The sequence below is a fragment of the Streptomyces sp. NPDC102283 genome (assembly GCF_044766265.1).
Taxonomy (GTDB): domain Bacteria; phylum Actinomycetota; class Actinomycetes; order Streptomycetales; family Streptomycetaceae; genus Streptomyces.
Genome location: NZ_JBIWLQ010000006.1, coordinates 232,149 through 248,087, shown reverse-complemented (window position 1 = coordinate 248,087; position 15,939 = coordinate 232,149). Strand labels below are relative to the sequence as shown.

Sequence of the window (15,939 nt, the reverse complement as noted above, 5' to 3'; positions counted from 1 at the left end):
ACCACCATGCCCAAGACCAGCATCAGCCGTGAAGAGATCCGCTCGTTCGCCCAGCTCTCCCCGTTCGAGCTGAAGGACAAGTTCATCCAGATCGCGACGGCCGCGCAGAGCGATCAGCCGGGCCAGAAGGGGAAGTCGACCCGGACGATGCTCAACGCGGGCCGCGGGAACCCGAACTGGGTGGCCACGGGGCCCCGGGAGGCGTACCACGCGCTCGGCTACTTCGCGATCTCGGAGTCCCGGCGGGTGTGGACGGCCGACAACCTGGGCGGCATGCCGGAGGAGTCGGGATGTGCGGAGCGCTTCGAGCACTTCGTCCGTACGCACCCGGAGCTGCCGGGCATCGAGCTGCTGAAGGCGAGCGTGGACCTGGCGGTGAAGCGGTTCGGTTTTGACCGGGACGCGTTCGTGCACGAGCTGGCGGACTCCTCGATCGGCGACAACTATCCCGTCCCGGACCGGATCCTGCACCACACGGAGCAGATCGTGCGCGGCTACATCGCGGACGAGATGTTCGACCACCGGCCGCCGGAGGGGCAGACGTTGAGCCTGTTCGCGACCGAGGGCGGCACGGCGGCGATGTGCTACGTCTTCGACTCGCTGATGAAGAACGGGATCCTGAGGAAGGGCGACCGGATCGCGCTGATGGTGCCGGTGTTCACCCCGTACCTGGAGATCCCGGAGCTGGACACGTACGACTTCGACGTGGTGCGGGTGGAGGCGAGCCTGTTCACGGAGACCGGGGTGCGGCAGTGGCGCTATCCGGAGGAGGAGATCGCCAAGCTGGCGGACCCGTCGGTGAAGCTGGTCTGCTGTGTGAACCCGAGCAACCCGCCCTCCCTGGCGCTCTCCACCCGGGTCGCCGAGCAGATCGTCTCCATCGTCGGGGAGCGGAACCCGAACCTGATCATCGTGACCGACGACGTGTACGGGACCTTCGTGGAGGGCTTCCGCTCGCTCGCGGCGGACCTGCCGCGCAACACGCTCCTCGTCTACTCCTACTCCAAGCACTACGGGGCGACCGGCTGGCGGCTCGGGGTGATCGCACTGCACGACGACAACGTGATCGACGCGATGCTGGCGGAGCAGGACCGGGCGCAGAAGGACCGGTTGAACAGGCGTTACGGGACACTGTCGTTGGAGCCGGAGAAGATCCGGTTCATCGACCGGCTGGTGGCGGACTCCCGGCAGGTGGCGCTGAACCACACAGCGGGTCTGTCGCTGCCGCAGCAGACGATGATGGTGCTGTTCTCGCTGTTCGACATGCTGGACGAGGGCCAGGCCTACAAGCACCGGATCCGGGCGATCGTCCAGCAGCGGCTCGAACTCCTGCTGGAGGGAGTGCACATGAAGGTCTCGGAGGACCCGAAGCGGGCGGCGTACTACATCGAGCTGGATCTGCTGGCCGAGGCGGAGCGGGTGCACGGAAAGCCGTTCGCCGACTTCCTGGAGAAGAACTACGAACCGGTCGACCCGCTGTTCCGGCTGGCGGAGCAGACGTCGGTGGTGCTGCTCAACGGCGGTGGCTTCGACGGCCCGGAGTGGTCGGTGCGGGTCTCGCTGGCCAACCTGGACGACCTGGACTACCTGAAGATCGGCCACCACCTGCGGGCGATCTTCGACGCGTACGCGCAGGAGTGGCGGGCTCAGGCCGGGTGAGGTGCACGCCCCGGCCGGAGGTGGGGTGGGGTCCGGCCGGAGCGCGCGGTGGGGGGCATACGTGCGGTTCTGGGCCCGAGGGGGGCGTTCGGGCTGCCGGCCGCCGGTTTCCCCGCCGCCACCGGGGCGACCGGTGGCGGTGGGGGCCGGCGTGGGGGTCCGTACCGCCGACGAGGAGGTACGACGATCACGCTAGCGGCAACGGAACGGGCGAAGAGGGCATTGCGGGCCGCGGCCGGTGTTCTTAGGGCGGGCTTAAGGAACCCATGGGCGGGGGTTAATGCTGAGGGCCGGGGACGGCCGGGGACCGGGGCTCCTTGCGCCGCTGCCAGCCGGTCCGGCGGCCGACCCGCCGGCCGTGTCCGCGTCGGCCGCGCTCGGGACGGCTGCCGTGCAGGCCGATCCAGATCCGGACCTCCGTGCCACCGAGGACGGACCGGCCGATGCGCAGGTCGCCGCCGGTGGACTCGGCGACCCGGCGCACGATGTCGAGGCCGAGCCCGGTGGAGCCGACGGACCCGCTCGCCGCGTCGCGCCCGCTGGCGCCCCGGGCGAGGGCGGCCTTCGGGTCCGAGATCCCCGGACCGGCGTCGGAGACGAGCACGATGACCGCGTCGCCGCTGTGGTGGACGTCGACGGAGAAGGCGGTGCCCTCGGGGGTGTGGCGGAAGACGTTGCCGAGCAAAGCGTCCAGGGCTGCGGCCAGTTCGGGCCGGGCCACGGGGATGCGCACCGTACGGTCGACTCCGGCGAGGCGCACCTCGCGGCCCTCGTCCTCCGCGAGCGCCGACCAGAAACCCATGCGTTCGCGAATCACCTCGGAGGCGTCGCAGCCCGCCCCCGCCTGCCCGTTCTGGGGCTGCGGGCGCTGCTCGCGGGCGGTGCGGATGATCGTGTCGACCTCGTGCTCCAGCTGCAGGACCGCCGCGCGGGTCTGTTCGGCCGCCGGGCCCTCGCCGAGGGACGCGGCGTTCAGCCGGAGCACGGTGAGCGGGGTGCGGAGCCGGTGCGAGAGGTCGGCGGCCAGCTCGCGCTCGTTGGCCAGGAGCTGGACGACCTGGTCGGCCATGGAGTTGAACGCGACGGCGGCGGACCGCAGTTCGGTGGGTCCTTCCTCGGGGACCCGGGTGCCGAGGCGCCCCTCCCCCAGGTCCTGGGCGGCGTTCGCGAGGCGCTGGGCGGGCTGCACCATCCGGATACCGAGCCGGTCGGCGACCGCGACCGAGCCGACGATCAGCGCGAGGCCCACGCCCGCCAGCGTCAGCCAGGCGGTGGCGACCCCGTGGGAGACCTCGCCCTCGGGGACGAACACCTCGACGACGGCGATGTCCCCGGTGCCCAGCGCGGTCGGCTGGAGGAGTGCGAAGCCTCCGGTGACCTCGGTGATGGAGGCGCGGCCGGCCTTGCGCACGGTGGCCACGTCCTTGGAGGTGGCGCGGCGGGTACCGATGTCCAAAGGCCCGCCCTCGGCGGGGACATGGACGGCGAGGCGTCCCCGGTCGCCCGGTTCGGTGGACAGGACGGCCCGGGTCAGCTCCTCGCGGTCGGTGGTGATGGAGAGCGTCGGGGCGATCATCGCGGCCTGGCGTTCGGCGTCGGAGAACGCCCGGTCGCTGGCCATCTCCCGGATGACGAGTCCGAGCGGCACGGCGAAGGCGATGACGACCATGGCGGTGACCGCCAGGCAGACCTTGACCAAGGCCCATCTCATCCGGGCGGCTCCGTGACCGGCGTATCGGCCGCAGTGCCGACCGGGGCGTCGGCCGGCGGCTGGAGTTTCACGCCGACGCCGCGCAGCGTGTGCAGATAGCGCGGCCGGGCGGCGGTCTCGCCGAGCTTGCGGCGCAGCCAGGACAGATGGACGTCGATGGTCTGGTCGTCGCCGTAGGACTGCTGCCAGACCTCGGCCAGCAGCTCCTTGCGGGCGACGACCACGCCGGGCCGCCCGGCCAGGAAGGTGAGCAGGTCGAACTCGCGTCGCGTCAGGTCGAGTTCGGATCCGTCCAGCTCGGCGCTGCGACGCAGCGGGTCGATGGAGAGCCCGCCGACGCGGATGACCCCGGGCGGCGGCGCCCCGCCGGCGGCGCGCGAGCGGCGCAGCACGGCGGCCATCCGGGCGGAGAGGTGCTCGACGGAGAACGGCTTGGTCAGGTAGTCGTCGGCGCCGTCGTTGAGCAGCCGGACGATCTCGCTCTCGTCGTCCCGGGCGGTGGCGATGATCACGGGCACATCGGTGATGGACCGCAGCATCTTCAGCGCCTCGGCGCCGTCCAGGTCGGGCAGCCCGAGGTCGAGGATGACCACGTCGAAGCGGAAGTGCGCGACCTCGCGCAGCGCTTCGAGGGCGGTGCCCACGCTCCGTACCGTGTGGGAGGCCTCACTGAGGTGCCGGATGAGGGCGGAACGTACGAACTGGTCGTCCTCGACCACGAGCACACTTGCCATGGGCGGCACCGTACGCCATGCCGGCGGGCCCGGTCCCGGTCCCGCCGGAAACCTCCGCAAAGGACCGGAGAAGAGCGGTTGTCCGGGGCCCGGGAGAAGAGTGGATGCGGGCCGGAACGGGCCAGGACGGGCCGGGTGGTGCAGGATGTGCCGATGCAACGAGGACTCGTACACGCACTGGCGTGGTTGCTCGCCACCGGTGCGGCGGTCACGCTCTCCTGGTGGGGCGTGCACACGGTCATGACGGGCACGGCCTACGACCCGCCCCGGGCCGTGCCGGTCTCGGTGGGTTCGGGGCCTCCTCAGCGCATCGGGCAGAGCACCGGGGCGCCGCTCGTCTCCTCGACGCACCGGACCTCGCCCGCGCCGTCCGCCTCCGCCTCGTCGCGCAGCGGCGGGGGTAGCCCCTCGCCGTCGGCCCCGCGCCCCTCGCGTACGCCGTCGGCCACGCCGAAGAAGCCGCCCGCGCCGTCGGCCCCGGACAAGGCGCGGAGCGAGGTGAAGAGCTATCGCACCGACGGCGGCCGGGTGGTGTTCGAGCTCGGCGCGCGCTCGGCGAAGCTCGTCTCGGCGACGCCCGAGCCGGGCTGGTCGATGCAGGTGTGGCCGAACGACGCCTGGATCCGGGTGGACTTCAGCGACGGGGGCGGGAAGGACGGGACGACGTACTCGGTGTTCTGCACCTGGAACGGGACGCGGCCGACGGTGCAGGTCGTCGAACCGTGATCCGGGCCGGGCCGGGAGTGGTCACGGGTTCTCGAAGACGGACGGCGGCGGCGCGGGCGACGGCTTGGCCGCCGCGTCGGTGACGACGGCCGCGCCGCCGGTGAAGTCGGTGAGCGCGCGGCCGTGTTCGACGCGGCCGGGGTGCGGGTCGCTCGCCACCCGCCGGGTGAACTCCGAGACCGGGAGCGCCACGGCCGAGGCGAGCAGGACCGCGTTGCCGAAGCGGCGGCCCCGCCACACCACCGGGTCGGCGGCCAGCGCCAGTTCGGGGAAGACGGCGGCGGCGGTGGCGACCTGGCCGCGCAGATGGGCGAGCGGGGGGCCGTCGGCGAGGTTGGCGGCGTACCGCCCTTCGGGTTTCAGGACCCGGCGCACCTCCGCGAGGAATTCGACGGAGGTCAGGTGGGCGGGGGTGCGGGCCCCGCTGAACACGTCCGCGATGATCAGGTCCGCCCAGCCGTCCGGGAACCTGCCGAGCCCTTCGCGGGCGTCGGCGGCCCGGACCCGGACCCGGGCCTGGGGGTCCAGCGGGAGGCGGTCGCGCACGAGCTGTACGAGGGGCGCGTCGAGCTCGACGATCTGCTGGGTGGAGCGGGGGCGGGTCGCGGCGGTGTAGCGGGCGAGGGTGAAGGCGCCGCCGCCCAGATGCAGGACGTGCAGCGGCTGGAGCGGTGGTGCGGCGAGGTCGATGACGTGGCCGAGGCGGCGCTGATAGGCGAACGAGAGGTGCGCGGGGTCGCCGAGGTCCACATGGGACTGCGGGGCGCCGTCGATCAGGAGCGTCCAGGCGCCCGGGCGTTCCCGGTCGGGTATGAGCTCGGCGAGCCCGCCGCCGACCTGCTGGGAGACCGGCTCCCGCTCGGCCCGGCCGGCCCCCCGGCCGCCGCCCTGACGCCCCTTCGCGCCTTCGGCTCCGACCTTGCCCGCGGCGTTGTTCTTGCCCGCGGCTCTGTTCTTGCCCTGGGCCGACGCTCCTCGACGTGCCACGTTCGCTGGTCCTTGGTGGTGGGGGCCCGGTTCGCCGGCCGCGCGGAGGTGTTCCGCCCGTCCCGCCATTATGGGCTCAGCAGCAGTTGTCGGCCGCCTCGATGATCCGCGCGGCCTGGTCGAGGGCGGCACGGAGCACGGCCGGATCGGTGACCGGGGCGTCCTCGGCGGGCGGAAGCAGCCAGCCGGAGCCGGAGAGGGGCGGCTCGGTGGGGATGCGCAGCCCGCGGCCGTCGGTCCGCGTGCAGGCGCTGCCCGGTACGTCCCAGGCGTCGGCGGTGCCCGGCGGGACGAGGAAGCCGAGGGTGTCGCAGGCGCCGTCGTGCAGGACCGGGCCGACGGCCTCCTGGTCCCGTCCGCGGCGGAGGATGTCGACGGCCTCCAGCCCCTGCCGCGCCGGGACCGTGACGAGGTCGCAGGCCTGGTCCCCCTGCGCCGGGGCCATGGGTTTCGTCGCGGTCGTCCGTGAGCCGGTCTCCCTGCCGAGATGCAACAAGGGAACCCCTCCTCTCATCGCCGAACGGAGCCACGCTCCGTCTCCGCATGGACCAACGCCCCTGGTGCGTCAAGGGCTACGGCCCCACACCGCCGCAAAGGGTGGCAGTTCATGGCAGATCGCGGGCGGTATGCCCCTTTCGCAACGAAACGCTGCGTGTGCGACCTGTCACAGAAGGTACGTTCTTGCTCCGCCGGGCACCGAGACCCACGGGCGCCGGCCGCACCAGAGAGGGGCCGGCCATGGTGTCGACAGCGGCAGTTCCCAACCTCGCCTTCCGTCAGCTGCGCGGACAGCGCTCCGCCGGGGAGTTCGCGGCGGCCGTCCGCAGAGCGGCGCGGGAGATCGGGGAGCAGGTCGCGTGCGACGCCCGCTACATCGGGCGGGTGGAGTCGGGGGAGATCCGCTGCCCCAACTACGCCTACGAACGCGTGTTCCTGCACATGTTTCCCGGGGCGTCCCTGGCCGACCTGGGGTTCTCGGCCCGCGAGAGCGTACGGGGGCGGGGCGCGCGGGTCGTGTCCGAACCTCCGCCCACGACGGGTCCGACCACTTCCGCCCCTTCCACTTCCGCCTCTTCCGCGTTCCCCCCTTCCACCTCCGCCTCTTCCGCATTCCCTCCCTCCCCTTCCCGTCCCGCCCTTCTCCCCCGCGACACCGAAACCGACGACTTCCCCGAGGAGAGCGACGTGCTGCGTCGCGTGTTCATGACGAGCGGGACCACCACGGTGGCGGCCGCTTCCCTGTGTCTCGGCGGGGCGCCCGCCTCCGCCGCCCGGGTCTCTCTGCCCACGCAGCGCCGGGTCGGCGAGACGGAGGTGAACGCCGTCGAGAAGGCCGTACGGCAGATCCGGCTGCTGGACGACCGGCACGGCGCGGACGGGCTCTACCGGCGGGCCGCCCAGCCGCTGCGCGAGGCCTACGAGCTGCTGGACGCCGGGACCACCGCACGGCGCGCCACCTCGGACCGGCTGCACGCGGGCGCGGGCGAGCTGGCCATCTCGGTGGGCTGGCTGGCCCACGACTCGGGCCGCTACGACGACGCCCGCTCGCACTACGCGGAGGCGCTGGCCACGGCGCGGCTGGCCGGGGACGCGGGTCTTGAGGCGCACGCGTTCTGCAACACCTCGTTCCTGGCCCGGGACGCGGGGCGGCCCCGGGAGGCGGTGCGGGCGGCGGAGGCCGGCCAGCGGGCCGCCCGCACGCTGGGGTCGCCCCGGCTGCTGGCGCTGCTCGCCCTGCGGGAGGCGGGGGGCCGGGCGGGGCTCGGGGACCGGACGGGGTGCGACCGGGCGATCGGGCGGGCCCGTGCGGCGTTCGACCGGGGCATGGCGGCGGGTGATCCGGAGTGGATGAACTTCTTCCGGGAGGCGGAGCTGGAGCTGCTGGAGGCGCAGTGCTGGTCGGCGCTGGGCGACTGGTCCCGGGCGGCGCGGCACGGGCGGCGGGCGACGGCGCTCCAGGACGCGCGCTTCACCCGGAACCTGGCGCTGTACCGGGCCCAGCTCACGGGCGACCTGGCCCGGGCGGGCCGGGTCGACGAGGCGGCGGCGACGGGGCACCAGGTGCTGGACCTGCTGACCCGGGTCCAGTCCGCGCGGATCCGGGGGATGCTGGCGGGGGCGGCGCGGGTGCTGGAGCCGCGGGCCGGGGCGGGCCCGGTGGCGGGCTTCCTGACCCGCCACCAGGAGTCGCCGCCGGCCCCGCCCGGCAGCCCGGTCGGCCCGGTAGGGCGGTAGGGCGGGCTGCCCTGGCCCGTCGGGGGCCACCCAAGCCAGTCCGGCGGTCGTCCCGGCCCGTCCGGCGTTTGAGGACGGAACCGGCAAGCACGTTCCGGGGTGCGAGAACCCAGCCCGTCCGGCGCTTGAGGACGGAACCGATCAGCAGGTTCCAGGGTGCTGATCAGGGCCTCCCGCGCCACGGGATCCGTGAAGATCCCGCCCACCGGACGGAGGGTTCCGTCCTCGAACGCCGGACGGGCTCGGGTGGGCCGGGCTTCGGCCTCTGGGGCCCGGGTGGGCCCGGGCGGGGCGCTAGCGGTCCAGGTGGCCCGTGTCGTTCCAGCGTTCCACGGCCGGCAGGCCGTACGCCCAGCCCAGGACCGACAGCGACGTCGGCTCCAGGCGGATGCGGGCGCCGAAGGACAGGTCCTCGCCCAGCCACCGCGCGCCCAGCGCCCGCAGGATGTGGCCGTGGGCGAAGACCAGGACGTCCCGGTCCGCCGACCGGGCCCAGGCGACGATCTCGTCCGCGCGGGCGGTGACGTCGGCGACGGACTCCCCGTCCGGCACCCCGTCGCGCCAGATCAGCCAGTCGGGGCGGTCCGCCTTGATCTGGGCCGGGGTCAGGCCCTCGTACGCCCCGTAGTCCCATTCCATCAGCGCGTCCCACGGCTCGGCCCGCTTCCCGAACCCGGCGAGTTCGCAGGTCTCGGCGGCCCGGACGAGCGGGCTGGTGCGGACCTCGACGCCGGGCAGCCCCGCCCACGGCGCCCGGTGCAGCCGCTCGCCGAGGAGCTTCGCGCCCTCGCGCCCGTCGTCCAGGAGCGGGATGTCCGTCCTGCCGGTGTGGTTGCCCCGGACCGACCACTGGGTCTGGCCGTGCCGGGCGAGCAGGATGCGCGATGCCATGAAGGCTCTCCCTGGAACGTTGGTGCTGTTGGGACCTTCCATCATCCCGTACCTCCCCGGCAGGCAACCTCCCGGGCCGTGCGGGCGTCCCACCCTGAGCAGCGCCCCGGACGGGAGTTCGGACCAGGGCGGGGACCGCTGCGTACGGGGCGTCCGGAAGGGGACCCCCGGGGGAGACGGCGGCACGGTGCCGCCGTACGGTTGAACGTTCGTCGTCGGCCGCATGAACATGGGGAGAGCTACCGGATGCCGCACGCCACCGCGCCGCCCGCGACCGGTCATCGGCCCCGCTGGTGGACGGAGCTGCCACTGATCGCGGTGGTGTACGCGCTGTATTCGGTGGGCCGGCTCCTGGTGCGCGGCGACGTGTCCACGGCGGTCGACCACGGCCTGGCGATACTGCGGCTGGAGCAGGCGCTGTACCTCAACGCCGAGCACCCGCTGAACCGTCTCTTCACCAGCACCCCGTCCCTCGGGATACCCGCCGACTTCGCGTACGCGTCCCTGCACTACCTGGTCACCCCGGCGGTCCTCATATGGATGTTCCGGCGCAGGTCGGCCGCGTACCGCGCGGCCCGGGTCTGGCTGATGAACTCCACGCTGCTGGGGCTGGTCGGCTTCACGCTGATGCCGACCTGTCCGCCCCGGCTGCTGGACGCGAGCCACGGGTTCGTCGACACGATGGCGCAGTACAGCGCGTACGGCTGGTGGGGCGAGGGGGCGAGCGCCCCGCGCGGGCTGAGCGGGATGACCAACCAGTACGCGGCGATGCCCAGCCTGCACGTCGGATGGTCCCTCTGGTGCGGGATCCTGCTGTGGCGGCACGGCCGCCACCCCCTCGTACGGGCGGCGGGCATCGCCTATCCGCTGATCACCACGATCATCGTGATGGGCACCGCCAACCACTACTTCCTGGACGCCGTCGCGGGCGCCGCGGTGATGGGCGTCGGAGCCCTGCTGGTCAGGCCCGTCATGCGGACCGCCGACCTGTTCAAGGCGTGGGGCGCGGCGCGGTTCACCGGGCCCGCCGCCGTCCTGTTCGCGGGCCGCGGCGAGGGCGGCCGGAGCATCGTCGCCGGGTCCGTATCCGCGACCGCGCCCCCGAATGTCAGTACCGGATGCAAGACTTCCCCGGGTGAGCGAATCCCCGGCCAGCGGACCACCTCCGCAGATCCCCCCGGCCCGGCAGTCAGCGGCACAACAGCCGGCGACGACGCCGACGCGGCCGCGAGCGACGACGCTCCGGCAGCGGCTCGCTGAGCTGCGCGGCCCGTCCGTCCCACCGCATCCGCTCGACGCGAGAGCCCTGGCCGCCCTCGCCGCCAACCCCGGCTGCAAACGGCGGGCCCTGCTCGACGGCGCCGGGGTGGACAAGAGCGTGCTGGCCACCGCGCTCGGCTCCCCCGCTCCCTTCGGGCAGTCCCAGTTCGCCTTCATGCGGGGGAACGCGTTCGAGGCGAAGGTCAAGGCCGACGGCGGGGCGGAACTGCTGCGCCTGCTGTACGAACGGCTCGGCGGCGGGGCCGAGGCCCCGGCCGGGGACGCCGCCACGCCCGATCTGAGCGCCGCCGGTCCCGAGGGCCGTGCCGCGCGCACCGCGCTCGCGCTGCGGGAGGCCACGGCGGCGGGCGGCTGGGCGCTGCTGGACCACCCGATGCTGGCCCTGGAGGTGGCGGGCTCCCCCGCCTATCTGGAGCCCGACGCGGTCGTGGTGCACCCCGACGGGCGGTGGACGGTCGTCGAGATCAAGTCGTTCCCCATGATCGACGCGTCGGCCGACCCGTCGAAGGTCGGCGCGGCCGCCCGGCAGGCGGCGGTGTACGTGCTGGCGCTGGAGCGGGTCGCCGCGGTGACCGAGGGCGCGGAGGTCGGACACCGGGTGCTGCTGGTCTGCCCCAAGGACTTCTCGAACCTGCCGACCGCCTCCGTCGTGGACGTACGCAAGCAGCGCGCCGTGACCCGCAGGCAGCTGACCCGGCTCACGCGCGTCGAGGACATCGCGGCGGGGCTGCCGGAGGGGACGACGTTCGATCCGGAGTGCCCGCCCGAGGACCTGGACGCCGCCGTGGCTGCGGTGCCCCCGGCGTACGCCCCGGAGTGCCTGGCCGCCTGCGAGCTGGCCTTCCACTGTCGGGCCAAGTCCCGGGCCGAGGGGGCCGTGGAGGCGCTGGGCCGGAGCGTGCGCGGCGAGCTGGGCGGGCTGACCACGGTGGCCGGGGTGCTGGCCGCCGCCGCGGGCAAGGAGGGCGATCCCGCCGATCCGACGGTCGCCGCGCTGCGCCGGGCCGCGGCCCTGCGCGCGGAGGCGCTGGAGAGCGCCTCCGCCGCACGCGCCGGGGCGCTGGACGGTGGCTCCCTTCCGCGTGACGGGGCGCCGGAGGGTGCGGCCGCATGTCGCTGATCACCACCCTGGCCCGGCTGGAGGCCGTCGACACGGGCCGCGCCCAGCCGCTGGCGACCGTACGGCACCGCCATCTCAGCGACCGGCCGCTCGTGCTGGTGCCGCTGACCACCGCCGGTGAGGCCGGGGCCCCGCTCGGGGCGCTGGTCGGCACGGACCGGGAGGCGCCCCGGCTGCTGGCCGTCGCCCAGCCGCGCGACCGGGACCTGCGGTTCGCGTTCCTGGCCGAGCTGGCGGAGGCGGTCCTGCCGCACATCGAGGCGTACGCGGACGTCGTCGAGCCCGCCGAGCGCAACGAGAGCGATCCGGCGACCGGCAAGAAGACCAAGGTCGAGGTCGAGCTGTGCACGGACGCCGCCCAGTTGATCGTGCCGAGCCGGGCGGGCGTCGAGTTCGTCCGGCTGCTGGGCCGGTCCATGCGGTTCCGCCGCACCGCCGAGGACGATCCGGACACGCCGTATCCGGCCCCGGCGCGGGTGCCGCTGCTCGGCCGCTGGCTGACGCACTACGGGGAGCGGGCCCGGGTTCCCGGCTCCGCCCTGCTGCCCGCCGTCACGGATCTGCTGAACCGGCACTGGGCGACCGGGCAGAGCAGCCTGGAGGACCAGCACCTGGGCGCTCTGCTGTCCTGGGTCGACCCGCCGGCCGGCTCCTCGGGGGCCGAGGCCGCGCTCCGGGCCGAGCTGGCCCGGGACGGGGAGGGCCAGTTGCTGTGTCCGCCCGCGGGCCCGGCCACCGACCCGGACTTCGACAACCGCTTCCTCGCCCCGGCGATCGAGCGGTACGACCGGGCGCGCACGGCGCTCGCGTCCGCCGAGGACGGCCTCGCCGCCGACGCCCGCCTCGGTGAGCTGAGCGCCGCCGAGCGGGAGATCCGCTCGCTGCTGGCGCGGGTCATGCTGCCGACCTGGGACGCGGTCTGGCGGGGTCTCGACCTGCTGCGGGAGCTGCCCGAGGGGTCGCGGGCCGAGGACCGCTGGACCCGGGACCGGTGGTCGTTCACCGGGCACCGGGACCGGGTGCGCTCGGGCGAGCCGCCGCAGCCGCGCCGTGACGACGCGGTGACGGCGGCCCAGAAGCTGGCCTCCCGCGAGACCGCCCAGGCCCAGTTGGAGGCGCAGGAGGCGCTGGACGATCCGCTGGTGCTGGCGGGGCGGCGGCTGGCGGGCGAGGCCTTCCTCGCCACGGTGTCCGAGGTGGAGATGGCGTACACCGATTCCAAGCGGCCCTCCCCGCGCCCGCTGGTCACCGTCCGCACGGACGAGCGTCCGCACCTGGCCGAGCGGACGAAGGTCTACCGCTCGCTGGAGGGCAAGCCGCAGACGGCGGAGTTCGTGCGGTACGCGGACGGGCCCCCGGCCGACGACGGGGTGATCCCGCTGGTGCTGCGGATCCTGGACCGGATGGGCCGGGGCAAGGAGCCCGCGCCCGGTTCGGTGCCGGAGCCCGGTGAGCGGATCGCCTGGACCCTGTTCGAGCACGACCAGCGCGGCGGCCCCAAGCTGCCGGACCCGGAGGAGACGCCGTGGACCCACGGCGGCCCGCCGGGCGCGGACGCCGCCGCGCGCGCGGAGCGACCCGACCCCGTGACCCCGGAGGACCTGCTGTGATCCCGACCGCCGTCGCCACCGCCATGGGGGGACCGCTGTGACGACCGGCCATCTCGGAGGACCCGCCGTGGGAGCCGTCTTCGACCCGGGCGCGGCGGCGGCGCGCGCGACCGGCGCGATCCTCGACGACACCCTGCGCGGCACCGCCCGGGGCATCGTCGTGGACTCGCCCCCGGGTGCGGGGAAGTCGACGCTGGTGGTCCGGGCGGCCCTGGAGCTGGCCGCCGCCGGGCACCCGCTGATGGTGATCGCGCAGACCAACGCCCAGGTCGACGACCTGGTGGTGCGGCTCGCGGAGAAGGACCCGGAGCTGCCGGTCGGCCGGCTGCACAGCAACGACTCCGACCCGTACGACAAGGTCCTGGACGGGCTGGGCAACGTACGGAAGTCGGCGAAGGCGGCGGATCTGGCCGGGCTCGACGTGGTGATCTCGACGGCCGCCAAGTGGGCGCACGTGAAGAACGTGGAGCCGTGGGGGCACGCGATCGTCGACGAGGCGTACCAGATGCGCTCGGACGCACTGCTGGCCGTGGCCGGGCTGTTCGAGCGGGCGCTGTTCGTCGGGGACCCGGGCCAGCTGGACCCGTTCTCGATCGTCGGCGCGGACCAGTGGGCGGGGCTGAGCTACGACCCGTCGGCGAGCGCGGTGTCCACGCTGCTCGCGCACAATCCGGAGCTGCCGCAGCACCGGCTGCCGGTGTCGTGGCGGCTCCCGGCGTCGGCGGCCCCGCTGGTGTCGGACGCGTTCTACCCGTACACGCCGTTCCGCAGCGGTACGGACCACGGGGACCGGCAGCTCTCCTTCGGGGTGGCGTCGGACGGTTCGGGGCCCGACCGGGTGCTGGACGAGGCGGCGGAGTCCGGGTGGGGGCTGCTGGAGCTGCCCGCCCGGCACACCCCGCGCACCGACCCCGAGGCGGTACGGGCGGTGGCCCTGGTGGTCCGGCGGCTGCTGGACCGGGGAGGGGTCGCGACGAGCGAGCGGGCCGAGGAGCCGGTGCCGGTGACGGCGGACCGGGTGGCGGTCGGCACGGCCCACCGGGACCAGGCGGCGGCGGTGCGGGCGGCCCTCACGGAGCTGGGCGTCACCGGGGTCGCGGTGGACACGGCGAACCGGCTCCAGGGCCGCGAGTTCGACGTCACGGTGGTGCTGCACCCGCTGTCGGGGCGGCCCGACGCGACCGCGTTCCACCTGGAGACGGGCCGCCTGTGCGTGCTGGCCTCACGGCACCGGCACGCCTGCGTCGTGGTGTGCCGGGAGGGGGTGGCGGACCTGCTGGACGAGCACCCGTCCACGGAGCCGGTCCAGCTGGGCGTCACGGTGAAGTTCCCCGACGGCTGGGAGGCGAACCACGCGGTGCTGGCCCACCTGACGGAACGGCGGGTGCGGTGGCGGCCCTGAGCCGGGGACCCGTGGCGGCTCAGGGGGAGGCGTGCCCCCGACGCACGCCCCGGCCCCCTTGCGCGGGGTTGGACAATGGAGGGTGGCCGTCCGGATCCTCCGGTCATCAGGTCGTCCGAGGGAGGAACACCACATGACACAGTCCGAGCGGAACGAACGGCAGCGGCTGCGCCCCGCGCCGCTGCTTTTCGAGCCGTCTCAGGCCACGGCGGATCCGGAACACTTCTTCGACCTGGAGTCGGTGGAAGACCCCCGTGAGCTGCTGGCCCGTGCGACCGAGCTGACGCAGGCCTTCCGGGCGGCGGCGGACCGGTCGGTGGAGTTCCAGGCGATGGCGGCGGCGCAGCTCGCCGACCCGCGCCGGTTCGACCGGCTGACCGCGGCGGACGTCGCGGAGCGCGCGGAGTGGACCGAGGACTACGCGAAGAAGATGATCGAGTTCGGCCGCTCCCTGCTGGACGCGCCGAGAGCCTGACCTACGGGCCCTGGGGAGTTTCCGGGGCCCACGGGGGCCCAGGTGCGGTCCGGTCCCAGGGGGAGGAGTCCACCGGGACCGGGACCAGGGCGTCGGCATCGGGTGCTGTGTGGCCCATGAGACAGATGTGGCCCACAGGGCCGTTGGGGCCGGAGGGGCGGCCGGGGCGGCCGGGGCAGATGCTGTCACGCCAGACCGGGGGTCAGGTCCCGTGGCATATTCCGGCGGGCAAGATACCCCTTCCCCTCCCGGCCTGTCCTGGTTTCCGGCAACTCTCGGAATCCTTTCCGTCACTCCCGGTAGACATTGCTCCATGAGCGCATGGCTGAAAGACGAAACGACCCTGCAGGCCGGTGCCGCCCCGCACCACGGCGTCGACATCTTCGCCCTGCTGCGGGACCAGTCCGGCCCCCAGGCCGCACAGGTCACGGCGGCCGGCGCCGCCTGGCTGGCGGGGGCCGCTCCCTACCCGCGCAGCACGCTCGCCCACTGGGAGGAGCGCCCCAAGGCCCCTGGAGTGCTCCCCTGCGGTTCCGCCTTCGACGTCGTGAACGTGCCGGCGCTGTTCGGGCGGCGGATGCTGGAGCAGCTCTGGGCCGAGGGGCCCGGCTCCGGCCCTGTCGCCACGCACCGGGGCCGGATGCTGCTGTTCGCCGCCCCCGGAACGGCCCAGCGACTGCCCTCACTGCTCGCCTGGGAGGAGTGGGGAACCAACGGTTCCGGAGGCGCCTCGGACTCCGGGAAGCAGCGCGGCACGGTACCGCCGCTGCTCTGCCACGGCACCGGCGACGCCGTGACCGTACCGCCGCTGACCTGCGCTTCGTCCGAGGGCGGGCCACGCTGGGTGGTCGCCCCCGACACCCGTAATCCGTGGCTTCCGGGACCCGATGTGCTGCTCTGGGCGTGTGTGCGGGTGAGCCGGTCCGCGCCCTGTCCGGGTGCCGCGCATTCGATTTTTCCTCGGGCGGATCAGGGTGCTAATGTCTACGACGTCACCAGGCGCCGTTAGCTCAGTTGGTTAGAGCAGCTGACTCTTAATCAGCGGGTCCGGGGTTCGAGTCCCTGACGGCGCACAGACGGTAGAAGCCCCCCGCGGAAGCGGGGGGCT

14 protein-coding genes and 1 tRNA gene are annotated in these 15,939 nt (G+C 74.0%); 10 read left to right on the top strand and 5 right to left on the bottom strand.

Annotated elements, in window-relative coordinates; translation table 11 throughout:
* Positions 1-6: 6 nt before the first annotated feature.
* Positions 7-1,659: a bifunctional aspartate transaminase/aspartate 4-decarboxylase gene (locus ACIRJT_RS14680; protein WP_403908604.1), complete on the top strand. Its 1,653-nt coding sequence runs from the start codon at positions 7-9 to the stop codon at positions 1,657-1,659.
* 277 nt (positions 1,660-1,936) lie between these two features.
* On the opposite strand, the gene ACIRJT_RS14675 is transcribed toward ACIRJT_RS14680, so the two are convergent.
* Together ACIRJT_RS14675 and ACIRJT_RS14670 are read right to left on the bottom strand one after the other, a co-directional pair.
* Positions 1,937-3,370: an ATP-binding protein gene (locus ACIRJT_RS14675; RefSeq protein WP_403908602.1), complete on the bottom strand. Its 1,434-nt coding sequence runs from the start codon at positions 3,368-3,370 to the stop codon at positions 1,937-1,939.
* A complete protein-coding gene (locus ACIRJT_RS14670) occupies positions 3,367-4,104 on the bottom strand; it encodes a response regulator transcription factor (protein ID WP_403908600.1) in 738 nt (245 codons plus the stop codon). Before ACIRJT_RS14670 ends, ACIRJT_RS14675 begins: the two co-directional genes overlap by 4 nt.
* Before the next feature lie 153 nt (positions 4,105-4,257).
* Here ACIRJT_RS14670 and ACIRJT_RS14665 point away from each other — a divergent pair, with 153 nt between their 5' ends.
* Positions 4,258-4,830 carry a hypothetical protein gene (locus ACIRJT_RS14665; protein WP_403908598.1) on the top strand — a complete coding sequence of 191 codons (573 nt, stop codon included), beginning with the start codon at positions 4,258-4,260 and terminating at the stop codon, positions 4,828-4,830.
* A gap of 21 nt (positions 4,831-4,851) precedes the next feature.
* Here the strand turns inward: ACIRJT_RS14665 and ACIRJT_RS14660 are convergent, their stop codons facing one another.
* Together ACIRJT_RS14660 and ACIRJT_RS14655 are read right to left on the bottom strand one after the other, a co-directional pair.
* Entirely contained in the window at positions 4,852-5,817 is a 966-nt protein-coding gene (locus ACIRJT_RS14660; RefSeq protein ID WP_403908596.1) for a spermidine synthase, read from the bottom strand.
* 76 nt (positions 5,818-5,893) lie between these two features.
* Positions 5,894-6,262: a hypothetical protein gene (locus ACIRJT_RS14655; protein ID WP_403908959.1), complete on the bottom strand. Its 369-nt coding sequence runs from the start codon at positions 6,260-6,262 to the stop codon at positions 5,894-5,896.
* Between the two features lie 293 nt (positions 6,263-6,555).
* Here ACIRJT_RS14655 and ACIRJT_RS14650 point away from each other — a divergent pair, with 293 nt between their 5' ends.
* Positions 6,556-8,052, top strand: a complete 1,497-nt coding sequence (locus ACIRJT_RS14650) for a tetratricopeptide repeat protein (RefSeq protein ID WP_403908594.1) — start codon at positions 6,556-6,558, stop codon at positions 8,050-8,052.
* A 294-nt stretch (positions 8,053-8,346) separates the two neighbouring features.
* Here the strand turns inward: ACIRJT_RS14650 and ACIRJT_RS14645 are convergent, their stop codons facing one another.
* The gene (locus ACIRJT_RS14645; protein WP_403908592.1) at positions 8,347-8,943 is read right to left on the bottom strand and encodes a histidine phosphatase family protein; all 597 of its coding nucleotides are present in this window, start codon (positions 8,941-8,943) and stop codon (positions 8,347-8,349) included.
* A 246-nt stretch (positions 8,944-9,189) separates the two neighbouring features.
* Here ACIRJT_RS14645 and ACIRJT_RS14640 point away from each other — a divergent pair, with 246 nt between their 5' ends.
* The 7 genes from ACIRJT_RS14640 (at position 9,190) to ACIRJT_RS14610 (ending at position 15,904) form a co-directional block, all read left to right on the top strand.
* A complete protein-coding gene (locus ACIRJT_RS14640) occupies positions 9,190-10,203 on the top strand; it encodes a phosphatase PAP2 family protein (RefSeq protein WP_403908590.1) in 1,014 nt (337 codons plus the stop codon).
* A gap of 106 nt (positions 10,204-10,309) precedes the next feature.
* The gene (locus ACIRJT_RS14635) at positions 10,310-11,344 is read left to right on the top strand and encodes a hypothetical protein (protein ID WP_403908956.1); all 1,035 of its coding nucleotides are present in this window, start codon (positions 10,310-10,312) and stop codon (positions 11,342-11,344) included.
* Entirely contained in the window at positions 11,335-12,954 is a 1,620-nt protein-coding gene (locus tag ACIRJT_RS14630; RefSeq protein WP_403908588.1) for a hypothetical protein, read from the top strand. Before ACIRJT_RS14635 ends, ACIRJT_RS14630 begins: the two co-directional genes overlap by 10 nt.
* Before the next feature lie 67 nt (positions 12,955-13,021).
* Positions 13,022-14,356 carry an AAA domain-containing protein gene (locus ACIRJT_RS14625; protein WP_403908586.1) on the top strand — a complete coding sequence of 445 codons (1,335 nt, stop codon included), beginning with the start codon at positions 13,022-13,024 and terminating at the stop codon, positions 14,354-14,356.
* Between the two features lie 133 nt (positions 14,357-14,489).
* Positions 14,490-14,831 (top strand): hypothetical protein, encoded by a 342-nt coding sequence (locus ACIRJT_RS14620; protein ID WP_403908584.1) that lies wholly within the window; start codon positions 14,490-14,492, stop codon positions 14,829-14,831.
* Positions 14,832-15,144: 313 nt separating this feature from the next.
* On the top strand, positions 15,145-15,840 hold the full coding sequence (locus tag ACIRJT_RS14615; protein ID WP_403908582.1) for a bifunctional DNA primase/polymerase: 696 nt from the start codon (positions 15,145-15,147) through the stop codon (positions 15,838-15,840).
* A tRNA-Lys gene (locus ACIRJT_RS14610) sits at positions 15,831-15,904 on the top strand. Before ACIRJT_RS14615 ends, ACIRJT_RS14610 begins: the two co-directional genes overlap by 10 nt.
* Positions 15,905-15,939 lie beyond the last annotated feature (35 nt).